The sequence below is a fragment of the Phyllobacterium sp. genome, assembly GCF_037994405.1.
GTDB lineage: Bacteria > Pseudomonadota > Alphaproteobacteria > Rhizobiales > Rhizobiaceae > Phyllobacterium.
In genome coordinates this window covers 1-11,780 of sequence record NZ_JBBNAN010000517.1, presented here as the reverse complement: position 1 = coordinate 11,780, position 11,780 = coordinate 1, and the positions used below count along the sequence as shown (strand labels likewise).

Genomic DNA, 11,780 nt, shown 5'->3' with positions numbered 1-11,780 from the left:
GTGCAGTTCTATGAAGCGGTGGCGGTGCTGTTGGTCTTTATCCTTCTCGGCCATTATCTGGAAATGCGCGCTCGAGCCGGCGCATCTGCGGCGATCCGGTCGCTCCTCGACCTCGCCCCGGCAATGGCCACCGTGCTGAGGCAAGGGAAAGAAATCGAAGTCCCCACAGCAGACGTTCAAGTGGACGAAATCATCGTCATTCGGCCGGGCAACAAAGTCCCGGTTGACGGTGTCGTTCTCGATGGTGAATCGCTTATCGACGAATCCATGCTGACCGGCGAGTCCATGCCAGTGAAAAAGACGCCGGGTGACCAAGTCATTGGGGCGACCATCAACAAGAGTGGCAGCTTCAGGTACAGGGCAACGAAGGTCGGCGCCGACACGGCGCTCGCACAAATTGTCAAGCTTGTGCAGGAGGCGCAGAACTCGAAAGCGCCCGCCCAGCTCCTGGCGGATCGTGCCGCCCAATGGTTGGTTCTGATCGCTATTATCATTGGCATCACGACCTTCGCCGTGTGGTTCTGGTGGATTGGCATGCCCGTGCTTTTCTCGCTTACCCTAACCATCACGGTCTTCGTTATAGCTTGCCCGGACGCCCTGGGGCTTGCGACGCCCATGGCAGTTATGGTTGGCACCGGCCTTGGGGCCATGAACGGCATTCTGTTCAAGAATGCAGGGGCGCTTGAGGACGCCACGAAGCTTGATGTGATCGTCTTCGACAAGACCGGCACATTGACAATGGGCCAGCCTCGAGTGGTGGACGTCCTGGCGGCCAACGGCAAATTAGCAGATGATGTGCTGCGGACGGCCGCAGCGGTTGAGCGCGGGTCCGACCATCCGCTCGCCTTGGCGATCGTCGAGCGCGCCGCAAGCCTGGACGTCCCCGAGATGCGTACTTTTCTCAACCTGGAGGGTAAGGGCGCCCAGGCGGAGATTGAGGGCGAGGCGGTGCTTCTTGGCAACCGTTGGCTCATGGACGAACAGAAGATCGAACTTGGCGCTCTCGCCAAAGAGGCGGATCGTCTCAAAGGCGCAGGACGCACCGTCGTGCATGTCGCCCGAAAAGGCCAGATCCTTGGTCTCGTCGCTATCGCCGACGCGCCGCGGCCCAGTGCTAGGGCAACCGTTGCAAAACTGCGCGAGCGCGGCGTGCAAGTGGCGATGCTGACCGGCGACAACGAGGGTACTGCCAAACGTATTGCTGCCGAGCTCGGCATCGACATCGTTCTCGCAGACGTGCTGCCGGGGCAGAAGGCAGCAAAGATCAAGGAGCTACAAGCGCAGGGCAAGCGTGTCGGCATGGTCGGTGACGGCGTTAACGATGCACCTGCGCTCACCCAAGCGGATGTCGGCTTCGCCATTGGAGCCGGAACCGACGTGGCGATGGAAAGCGCCGATGTGGTGCTGATGAAGAGCGATCCCTATGATGTCGTGGGGGCGATCGAACTCTCGCGCGCGACTCTACGCAAGATGCACCAGAACCTGCTATGGGCAGTCGCATACAACGTCGTCGCCTTCCCGATGGCCGCCGGCGTTTTCTATCCCTTTGTGATCAGCCCCGAAGTGGCGGCACTCGCTATGTCGGGGAGTTCCGCGCTTGTCGCCGTGAATGCCCTTCTCCTTAAGCGTACACGGCTCGAAGGCATCGGTTCGGCCGGCCCCGCACCAACGTCCGTGATCGATGCCCGTCAGGCCGGATCACCCGCGACATGAGCGAAAGTGGCGCTACAGCGCTGAGCCGGCGCGCAACTGCGGCTCTCCTTTTCGCCGTCTTTACGGCAACTGTCGGATACGGGGTTGTGTTGCCCGTGCTGCCACACGTCGTGGAGAGCTTGTCTCCCGCCGCTTCAACCGATCGTGTCGGCTGGCACACAGGGTTTCTGACTTCGGTATTTGCGGGGGCGCCGCTTCTTTTCGCGCCGCTCTGGGGCCGGTTATCAGATCATGGCGGCCGACGTCCGATTCTTCTGATCGGCCTCATCGGCTTCGGCTTGACGTTAGCCGTGACCTCACTCGCCCCTAATCTATGGTGGCTCTATTCCGGACGATTCCTGAACGGCGCCTTTGCAGCAGCAATCCTGCCCGCCGCACAGGCGTTCATCGGGGACAGAGCGGTTTCCGACGCGTGGCGTGCTCAGCGTTTCGCCTGGCTCAGCATGGCCAGCATCGCCGGGTTCTTCGTTGGACCGATGCTTGGAGGCATCGTGCTCCAGCTCGGCAGCACCAATCCCAACACCATGCCCGCGACACAGCTTCTCGTGCTGCCCTTTCTGCTTTCGGCCGGTCTGGCGCTTGTAGGTGCGGGCGGCATATTCGGGCTCGAAGAGGGCTCCGCATTGCCCACGTTGCCATCCAATCGAAAAAGAAAAAATTGGCACCACGCCACCGCGATGCAACTCCTGTTGTTGACTGGTATAGTGGCGACGAGCATCACTGCGTTTGAGGTCGGTGTGGCGCTTCGCGGTCGGGCCCTCGGCATGACCCCATACCAGGTGGGGGTCATGTTTGCCGAATGCAGCTTGATCATGTTCGCAGTCCAGGCCCTCGTGTTTTCTCCCCTTATGGCGCCTTCGTCGACCGCCAAGCTGATTGCTCCCGCCCTTGCAGTTATGGCGTTGGGCCTGCTGCTTGTTTCCTATGCAGAGGCTTTCGGCACGCAGTTAATTGTCGTCGGCATGGTCGCGGCGAGTGCCGGCGTCCTGATCCCTACCTTGACCTATTGGATCTCGCTCGGCGCGGGCAGTACTCAAGGAAAGGAACTCGGCCGCCAGGCTGCCGTAGCGAGCTTTGGGCAAGCGCTCGGTTCGGCCGGCGGAGGATTCCTCTATGGTGTCGATGCCGTGCCCTATCTAGGATATCCGCTTCTGGCCGGTCTGATTTTTGGCAGCTGCGGCCGCAAGTCTCAACCTCGCGCTGCGCCTCTTGGTTGAAAGTCTCGAAACTGATGACGTTGCCATGAAGGCCGATAGCAGATCGACTAGGTAACGATCATGGCCGTTGCCGGTCGTGTTATGAAGCTCATTTGCCTACAGAATATCTAAAAAAGCCGCTCGCGCCAACACGCACAGCTGATCCACAAACTTCCAGTCGTTAAAACTGTTCTGGATGGCCTCTAAACCCTTTCGATATAAAATATCGGCGCGGTGCCGGTTGCATAGTCCAAAGCATATTGCAGCTCGCCAGTTGTTTCGGCATGGACAGTACATAATGGCTGCCCTGCTTCGATGGGGTCACCCAATCGCACATGGAGCTCGACGCCAGCAGCCTTAGAAACCGGCGCACCCGCCAATTTGGCAAGCTTGGCGATGCGTCGATTATCGATCGATCGCAACAAACCGGAAAATGGTGCGAGCATGGGTGAGCGATGGCGGGAAACGGGTGGACTGCGCATCCCGCCTTGCGCCTCGCAGATGCGCTGGAATTTTGTCCAGGCCCTGCCATCGGCGATCGTCTGGCTGGCAAGCAATCGGCCTTCGCCTAACCGAGCGCGACCACCTATCTCCAGGAGAGCTCCGGCCAGCGTACAGGCTCGTTCCCTGAGATCCAATGGAGCATCGTCAGCTTGCTGAAGCACCGAAAGAACGTCGAGGGCTTCCAATGCTGGTCCAATACCTCGGCCCACAGGCTGGCTCCCATCGGAGAAAATGGTTCTGATTTCCAGCCCAAATGCGGTACCCACCGCCGACAAGCGGTGGGACAGCCCCACGGCCGCCGTCTCACTACGGACCTTTGCTGTGGGGCCGACAGGCAGGTCGAGAACGAGATGGGATGAACCGGCGGCGATCTTCTTCGATAGCACAGACGCCACCAGCAGTCCCTCTGAGTCGATATCCAGGGTGCGTTCCACGCGGATAAGAACATCATCCGCAGGACTAAGGCCAACGACACCACCCCAGACGACGCAGCCCGACTCCTGTTCGACCACGCGGCGCATTGCCTCGATGTTCAAGTCCACCGGCGCCAAAGTCTCCATGGTGTCGGCGGTTCCCGCCGGAGAAGTAATGGCGCGAGACGAGGTTTTTGGCATCAGCACCCCGTGAGCGGCGACGATAGCCACAATGATTGGGGTCGTGCGATTGCCAGGCAATCCGCCAACGCAATGCTTGTCGACGACCGGTACACCCGACCAGACGAGCCTCTCGCCGACGGCAACCATGGACCGCGTAAGCGCAACCATTTCAGGCTCATCAAGCGGAAAAACGGACGTCCCTGTGATGAAGGCCGACAGTTCAATGTCAGAATAGCGTCCGGACGCTATGTCCGAAAGAATGGGGGCGAAGTCTTCATCGCCGAGACGGTGGTTAAATATCCTCGCCCTTACACGCCCAAAAGATTCGACAGCCTCGGGATGACGGGCGAACACAGGAGCGCCCTCAACCGTCCCCAATCGCTCCCAAGCCGTCTCCGATAGGCCCGCCTCATCTATGCCGAGAATGTCCGAGGTAACTTGATACAGGGTCGCTAGCGTTTCGCGGCCGCCGGCGTGAAGAATGATGCGGGAGAGCGACGACAAGCCTTCCGACCGACATACGTGACAATCCGTCCGCATGAAAACAACTGCCTCGTTGTGTGTATGTATTCCGAGGCGCCGAGCCCGAAGCGGAATCAGCTTCTGTTTCTGCATCTTTGATGTAGATGTGGCGTCGCTGATTGGGGATCCGACGCTTCCCGATATTCCCGAATCGTGAATTGCCACCCGAACTCCTCCTCGATCCACCAACGAAGCTCGTTGACGCAAGTCGACGCGTCATTGTCCTCGCGTTGAATGACGGTTGATGAACTGACAGCAAGGCGCACCGTCGCCGCTCAGGACGATATCTGTGACTTGGTCGGTGGATGCCAGCCAGTGCTCGGCGATCGACGCGATCATGACATTGATCCGGTCATTCAACCCATGTGTGGTGTTGGCTTCGATGGCCACCAGCTCCGGACTGTCCACCGGGCTGCCTATGGCCGAAAGCAACTGCACCTTCACCTCGCTGACTTCCTCCAGGCTCGTTACAATGTCGTGCGCCATTAGGTAGGCGAGCACGTTATAAATCTTGCCTACATGCGCGGTGGGATTCTTGCCGGCTGCGGCTTCCAGCGACATGACGCGGTCCGGCGTGATCAGTCCGTTGACGCGGTTGCCGCGCCCAACCTGGCCGTCATCGCCCATCTCAGCACTCAAGCCCAATACCGTCAGATACAAGTCACTTTCCTTCTCGGCGGCAGGATGGTCGGAAGTGTTGATCTGGATTTCCGCAGGCAGGTTTAAGTGACGGCCGAGATAGTCGTGAATTGATTGCTTGATCGAGAAATAATGCAGTGAGCTTTCGACGTACCTGTCAATAAACGCCAGCGCAACGATGAATTTGCATTCCCCGTCGATGCGGTAGCCCATGATCTTGTAGTCATCGCCAGCAGCGGGAAAATGCTGCCTAAATTCCGGCGATTTCATAACCTGAGCCAAATCAAGCACGGCGTTTTCCAGTTTGGAATACGGAGCATAGGCAACGCCGAAAGAGGTGTCATTGGCTAAAGGCACATGCTCCTGCCGGCCAAAGAGCGACGTCAGATCATTGCTGCCCTGCTTTATTTCCGTTGTAATCTGGAAATGCTCGACCGGGCAGCGTATGTGGTCGCGCAAGAAACGGGTTGCAGCGTCAACGGCGATTGCTGAGGGGTCAATCTGCCCTTCAACGCTGGTGGCCTTGCCGCAAATGATGGCCTTCATGGGCTGCAGCAGCTTTCCGCCGCCGAAGCGCGGGGCGCTGGTGCCGGAGATTAGCAACCCTTTGTCCAGGTTGTGGTGAAGCACGCGGCCGCAGGCTTTGAGGTACGCTCGCGACAAATCACGCGAGGCGGTTTCGCATATTCCGTCAATCATGGTGTCGGGATGACCGATGCCCTTATGCTCGCACATCTCCATTGGCCGCTTCTCCATCGGTGTTTCGGAAAGCTGACTAATGACAATACTGCGGGACACAGCGCTAATCTCCTACCTGCACTGGAATGATTGTGAGGTCGTTGCCTTCCATCGCTGACCTATTATGGGCGGCGCTTTCGGTGATCTCGTTCCGGTCCCGAGGCACCCGGGAACGGCCGTAGCCCAACATAGAATGCCGTGGCCATCGCTGCTGGGCAGCCAAGAAGCAAAACGACGATAAGCGCCGTCCACCACGATACGCCAAGCAAAAGCAGCACTACGACGCTCAGGGCAAGCATCGCCGGCAGACACGCCCAAGCCAGACGATAAAGCCTAGGTTGCTTGCCGGCCTCCGGCTCAGGTCCGGAATGTGGCGAATTATATAGAGGTTTCGTACTCATCTCACTCCTCCTTCATCATGCCAAGGAGACCTTGGTTCGTTTCAATAGCGCCGAATTGACGATCACTGACAATGAACTCAACGCCATTGCCGCGGCGGCGACGATCGGGTTTAGGAAGCCGAGCGCGGCAATCGGAATGCCGATGGCATTGTAAATGAAGGCCCAGAAGAGGTTCTGTTTGATCTTGCGGAGAGTCGCGCGAGACAAGCGGATCGCTGTCACGACCTCACGCACATCATCCTTGATCAGGATGATCCCACCGGTTTCCTTTGCCACATCCGAGCCCGAACCGATCGCAATCCCAATATCGGCGGTTGCGAGCGCCGGGGCATCGTTCACTCCGTCGCCAACCATGGCGACCATTTTTCCCCCGACCCGCAGCTCCTTGATAATTCTGGCTTTGTCCCCGGGGAGCACTTCGGCGATGACACGGCCAATGCCGAGCTGACGAGCGATTGCATTTGCCGTGCGTTCGTTGTCGCCGGTCAACAGAACCACTTCGATGCCCTCACTCTGGAGAGCAGCAACCGCCTCCTTGGCCTCAGGCTTGAGAGTGTCGGCCACGGCAATGATGCCGATCGGCCTGCCGTCGGCGCCGACGATCATAGCTGTCTTGCCTTCCTGTTCCAGCCGCCTCATCGCCTGATCGGCACCGCTAATGTCGATACCTTCGCAATGGAAGAAATGCCTGTTGCCAAGAACCACACGGCGCTGATCCGCGTAACCACGTATCCCGTGCCCTGGCAGCGCCTCGAAGCCCGTCACCGGCGGCAATCGAATTTCACGATGTGCGGCCGCGTGAACGATGGCCTCGCCAAGCGGGTGCTCCGAGCCGACCTCCACCGCCGCCCCCAAACGCAAGACCTCGGTTTCGCTGTCGCCTGCAAGCGGAACAATGTCCGTTACGGTTGGCTCGCCGCGCGTGAGCGTGCCGGTTTTGTCGAAGACGACGACATTCAGCTTCCTTGCGCGTTCCAGGACCTCGGCGCCGCGGATCAAAATGCCGGCCTCAGCGCCCTTCCCAACACCGACCATAAGGGCCGCCGGCGTCGCCACGCCAAGAGCGCAGGGGCAAGAAATGATGAGCACAGCGATGAAGGAGAGCAGCGCCTGCGGGAAGTTGCCGGCAATCCACCACCCCGCAAAGGCGAGAACTGCGACGCCCACGACTGCCGGCACGAAGTACTGCGTCACTTGATCAGCAAGCCTCTGCACCTGCGCCGTACTGGCCTGTGCCTCCTCGACCATCCTGATGATCTGGGAAAGCGCGGTGTCTTTGCCCACGCGCGTAGCCCGGAAGCGCAACATGCCGCTGCGATTGAGCGCGGCCCCGATCAAGCTCGATCCTGCAGATTTCTCAACCGGCATGGATTCGCCGGTGAGCATGGATTCGTCGACCGAGGATCGGCCCTCCAACACCTCGCCATCGGTCGGGATGCGTTCGCCAGGCCGGACAACGACGGTTTCTCCGACCATGATCGAATCGGCAGGTATCTCGGTTTCGGTCCCGTCGCGCACAACATGTGCAACAGCAGGCTTGAGGTCCATGAGCCTGCGGACCGCCGCTGACGATCGCTTCTTGATGATCTCCTCCATGTACTTGCCAAGGAGAACAAATGCGATGATGACGGCCGAGACCTCGAAATACACGTCGCGCTCTTCCACCTTAACCGGGAGAATCTCTGGCGTGAAGACGACGGCGACGCTGTAGACATAGGCGACTGTCGTTCCGAGCGCGATGAGGAAGTCCATGTTGATCGCGCGCGTGCGAATTGCCTGCCAAGCGCCGACGTAGAAGCTCCATCCGCCGATAAATTGAACCGGCGTGACGAGGATGAAGAGCCAGACTCCCCAAGTGAACCAGGGTAGTGCCGGGATCGGCGCCCACGTAATGAGAGTGGCGCCAGCTGCAAGCGCGATGAACGCTCCCGCGCGCAGAATCGCGAGTACCAGCACGCCGGTCAACGCGATGGCGACCCGCGTTCGCATCGACTTGAGCTCGCGTTCAGGGTCTTCGAAAGTGCGCTGGCAAGCCGCGCTGCAAAAGTAGTAGGTGCGGCCGCCACGTTCTGACGTGAGTGCCGTCGCCTTGTCGACCATCATTCCGCAGATGGGGTCCTTCGCCAATTCGCGCCCCGACGCCGCGACGGTTGCCTCGGCGTGCGCGTGGGGCACTGCGCCGTGATCATGCTGCATCATCGTTCGTGTTCCCTGCGTTAGCTGCAACAACGATGGCCGCGACGCCGAAAGTGCGGAAAGCGGTCATGATGGTCTGCTCTCGTCGCATGTGACTTTCATGGCCTCCGCGCGGAAAAGAAGTTGAACAGCGGCCCGAACACCACGGCAACGTACCAGCCGTAGAGGAAGCTCCAGGCCAGACCGAGAAAGATGCTCGGCCAAGTGATCCAGGTGAAGCCGGGAAGCAACTGGGGCAGCAGCTGATGCATGCCACGGTCGGCCACGAGGATGCCAAACAGCACGCACAATACGTAGGTGATGACGAAGAACGATCCGACGCTCAGGCCAAGCGGAACGATTGGAAGGCGCGCGGCCGTATTCACGATGGACCTCCTATCCTTTTGGCCTGATGGCATTCCGGTTTGCGATGCCAGAGGCGTCGTGTTTCTGCTCTCAATCTTCGCCGAACCGAAATGTGCCCTCTTGGAATGAACACCAAGCAGCCGTCGTCGCTCACCGAGCACTTGGCTGCATTTGCCCCGGCATCATATGGCTTACGTTCGGCAGTGTTTTGGCGACCAAATTATCCATCATCGGCTGGATGGCACCAATCCTGCTCGTTAACGTGTATGATGATAATTCATTCGAATGCGCAGCACTTTGACGCAAATCAATTGTAGTTGCGAAGCGAGCTCCAGATCAATGAAATTCCCGTGCCTGCAGGGTGGATCGCGCTCCTCTCTATCGCTTCGCCCGGCTGAAGTCTATGGGAACGGTTGAACGTCAAATCTGTTGGGGATCAAGGCATTCGACGATGCTGTGGGCCTTGAAGTCCATAGAAACTGCGGCATGAAGCCCCGGCCGTTCAACGGGCATCGTGGCGATAGATGAAGTCGGCTTGCACCGGCTCAATTAGTAAGAAGAAAAGGCCATATTGAGAGCTCCACGCCACTCGCATTTTTGCAGCGGTTTTGTCCCACGAAGCCGCCGAGGGCCGCTGCACTAGTGGGACAACATCAGCCCACCGATCGCCGCAATCAAAAGACCTGGCCAATTAGCTTTCAAACCAAGGACGTAGACCGCGAATGGCGTGGTTCGAGCGTAGACTGGCCGACTCGCCGGGAGATGGCTGTGACTTTGGCCCGGTGAGCGTCCTCCCAGACTCCCAGCTTCAAGCGGCTCGAGCCTGAATGGAGTTCACAGCAACTTAGTAATGCTTGGTTGAGGAACGCATTCCTTGACCGAGATCAAAGATGCGTGACGGCGCATCGGCTAGATTTCAAATCACGAAACGTGAGGTAAGACCACATAAGACGAATAGTGCCTGACAACGCCGCTATTTATCGCCACACCGCCGGGAAAAAGGCAACAGAATGAGCCATCCAATCGCACACTTTGCGCCCGCTGTTGGCGCGGTGCTTCTTTCTTGGGGTCGGCCTTGCCGGCTGTGGGATCAACTCTGTTCCGACCCAGGATGAGCAGGTAAAAGCAGCCGGGAGCGAGGTGTTGAACCAGTACCCGCGGCGCGCCGATCTCGTCCCCAACTTGGTTGAGACCGTGAGGGGCTATGCGAAACAGGAACAGACGGTGCTGACCCCGGTCACTGGGGCTCGTGCGTGCGCCACGCAAATGACCTTGCCGCCCGATATCCTCTTCAATCCGAACGCCTCCCGTCAGTTCGAACAAAACCAGGCAGCGTTGGGCGGGGCCTTGGGACGACTTCTGGCCATCAGCGAGCAATATCCAGATCTCAAGTCAAGCCAGAACTTCCTAGTGCTCCAGTCGCAGCTCGAGGGTATGGAAAACCGTACTGCAGTCGCGCGGCGCGATTATATTAGCACGGTACAAACCTACAACACGACCCTGCGAACGATACCCAGCCGATGGATCGCCGCTATCCTCTACCCAGACGCAAAGGTGAGAGAGACCTTCACAATCAGCGAGCAGGCGCAGGAAGCGCCGCAAGTCAAACTATGACCCGCCCTGCCATACGTTCGCAGACGGCGTGGCGGGTGCTTCTCGCGGGGCTGGTCTATGTGTTGCTGGCTACCGCGCTGTATGCCGCACCGGTCTTCCTCCGCTGACGGGTCGGGTTGTCGATAATGCTGGCATCCTTTCAGCCGAGACGCAGCAAAATCTGACGCAAATGCTGGCTCAGCATGAGCAACTGACCGGGAACCAGGTGGTCGTTGCGACGATCAAATCTCTTCAAGGTTATTCGATTGACGACTATGGCTATCAGTTGGGCCGCGCCTGGGGGATCGGACAAAGGGCACGGAACAATGGTGCATTGCTGCTGGTGGCGCCGAACGAACGCGATGTACGTGTTGAAGTCGGTTATGGTCTGGAGGGTCGGCTTACCGATGCGCAGAGCAAACTGATCATCGAGAACCTCATCCTGCCCGAATTCCGGAAGGGAGATTTCAACGCCGGCGTTCTTGTCGGGACAACGACGCTTCTGCGTGTTCTGGCTGGCGACGCGTCTGTGCTGCCTCAGCAAGCCAACCAACAGCGCCAAGACGAAGACGGCAGTGAGGGCGGAAGCGTCATCGCCATTATCGTCATCCTGTTCATCTTCGGTCGCTTCTTCTGGCCGCTGTTGTTCCTCGGCGGATTCGGCGGACGGCACGGAGGTTCTGGTCGTGGTGGGTTTTCCGGCGGCGGGTTTTCCGGCGGCGGTGGCTCGTTTGGCGGTGGAGGGGCTTAGGGACGCTGGTAATGAAGATGAAACACATATCCGATGACGACAGCCGACGCCTGCAGAAGCTCATGATGACCGTTGAGCAGCGCACAGCAGCACACTTCGCCTTGGTCGTCACTCCGCTCAGCGATCGGTACTTGTTTTTCCCACTGCTGTGGGCGGTGGCGGCCGCCTTTGCCGTCGGCGGCATATTGGCGGTCTTCTGGCCGGATTTGTCGTTACGCATCGGCTTTCTGGTCGAGGCTGGGACATTGGCGAGCCTAGCTCTGGTCTTCGATTGGCTACCCCTTCGCCTGCTGCTCGTGCCTGAACGCATCAAGCGCAGGCACTGCATCGTCTTGGCGCATCGGGAATTTGCGGCACGGATCCTGGCCGATCGCGAACATCGTCCCGGCATGCTGCTCTTCGTGTCCTTGGGGGAACGCTACGTTGAGATTTTGGCCGACAACGCACTCCATACCTGCGTCGGCGAAGACGCCTGGGACCGGGTCGTTACCGATTTCGTCACCGCATCCAAGGCGGGTCAATCCATCGTGGATGGCCTGATCAGTAGTGCAGAAGCCTGCGTTGCAATGCTGGAAATGCACTATCC

General features: G+C 59.0%; 10 protein-coding genes. 5 read left to right on the top strand and 5 right to left on the bottom strand.

All coding sequences use genetic code 11. The features are described from left to right. Both AAAC48_RS28695 and AAAC48_RS28690 read left to right on the top strand, forming a co-directional pair. On the top strand, nucleotides 1-1,713 hold a 1,713-nt coding region (locus tag AAAC48_RS28695), incomplete at its 5' end, for a copper-translocating P-type ATPase (RefSeq protein WP_340657441.1). Further along, nucleotides 1,710-2,930 carry an MFS transporter gene (locus AAAC48_RS28690; RefSeq protein WP_340657440.1) on the top strand — a complete coding sequence of 407 codons (1,221 nt, stop codon included), beginning with the start codon at nucleotides 1,710-1,712 and terminating at the stop codon, nucleotides 2,928-2,930. The genes AAAC48_RS28695 and AAAC48_RS28690, both read left to right, overlap by 4 nt. A gap of 182 nt (nucleotides 2,931-3,112) precedes the next feature. On the opposite strand, the gene AAAC48_RS28685 is transcribed toward AAAC48_RS28690, so the two are convergent. The 5 genes from AAAC48_RS28685 to AAAC48_RS28665 all read right to left on the bottom strand — a co-directional run bounded on the left by AAAC48_RS28685 (nucleotide 3,113) and on the right by AAAC48_RS28665 (nucleotide 8,870). After that, entirely contained in the window at nucleotides 3,113-4,624 is a 1,512-nt protein-coding gene (locus AAAC48_RS28685) for a thymidine phosphorylase family protein (protein WP_340657443.1), read from the bottom strand. Nucleotides 4,625-4,747: 123 nt separating this feature from the next. Then, on the bottom strand, nucleotides 4,748-5,968 hold the full coding sequence (locus tag AAAC48_RS28680) for a methionine adenosyltransferase (RefSeq protein WP_340657439.1): 1,221 nt from the start codon (nucleotides 5,966-5,968) through the stop codon (nucleotides 4,748-4,750). 62 nt (nucleotides 5,969-6,030) lie between these two features. Next, entirely contained in the window at nucleotides 6,031-6,309 is a 279-nt protein-coding gene (locus tag AAAC48_RS28675) for a hypothetical protein (RefSeq protein WP_340657438.1), read from the bottom strand. Nucleotides 6,310-6,324: 15 nt separating this feature from the next. Then, nucleotides 6,325-8,508, bottom strand: coding sequence for a heavy metal translocating P-type ATPase (locus tag AAAC48_RS28670; protein ID WP_340657437.1), 2,184 nt, complete (start codon nucleotides 8,506-8,508; stop codon nucleotides 6,325-6,327). Nucleotides 8,509-8,603: 95 nt separating this feature from the next. Continuing rightward, complete coding sequence (locus AAAC48_RS28665; RefSeq protein ID WP_340657436.1) at nucleotides 8,604-8,870, bottom strand: hypothetical protein; 267 nt, start codon at nucleotides 8,868-8,870, stop codon at nucleotides 8,604-8,606. A 997-nt stretch (nucleotides 8,871-9,867) separates the two neighbouring features. Here AAAC48_RS28665 and AAAC48_RS28660 point away from each other — a divergent pair. The 3 genes from AAAC48_RS28660 to AAAC48_RS28650 form a co-directional block, all read left to right on the top strand. Then, nucleotides 9,868-10,464 (top strand): LemA family protein, encoded by a 597-nt coding sequence (locus AAAC48_RS28660; protein WP_340657442.1) that lies wholly within the window; start codon nucleotides 9,868-9,870, stop codon nucleotides 10,462-10,464. Nucleotides 10,465-10,492: 28 nt separating this feature from the next. Further along, nucleotides 10,493-11,194 (top strand): TPM domain-containing protein, encoded by a 702-nt coding sequence (locus AAAC48_RS28655; protein ID WP_340657435.1) that lies wholly within the window; start codon nucleotides 10,493-10,495, stop codon nucleotides 11,192-11,194. Nucleotides 11,195-11,256: 62 nt separating this feature from the next. Further along, the coding region (locus AAAC48_RS28650) for a hypothetical protein (protein ID WP_340657434.1) at nucleotides 11,257-11,780 on the top strand (524 nt) is incomplete at its 3' end.

Bases quoted from the DNA above. Each gene is read 5' to 3' on its own strand.
- AAAC48_RS28685 (WP_340657443.1), bottom strand. From the start codon at position 4,624: ATGCAGAAACAGAAGCTGATTCCGCTTCGGGCTCGGCGCCTCGGAATA.
- AAAC48_RS28670 (WP_340657437.1), bottom strand. From the start codon at position 8,508: ATGATGCAGCATGATCACGGCGCAGTGCCCCACGCGCACGCCGAGGCA.
- AAAC48_RS28675 (WP_340657438.1), bottom strand. From the start codon at position 6,309: ATGAGTACGAAACCTCTATATAATTCGCCACATTCCGGACCTGAGCCG.
- AAAC48_RS28690 (WP_340657440.1), top strand. From the start codon at position 1,710: ATGAGCGAAAGTGGCGCTACAGCGCTGAGCCGGCGCGCAACTGCGGCT.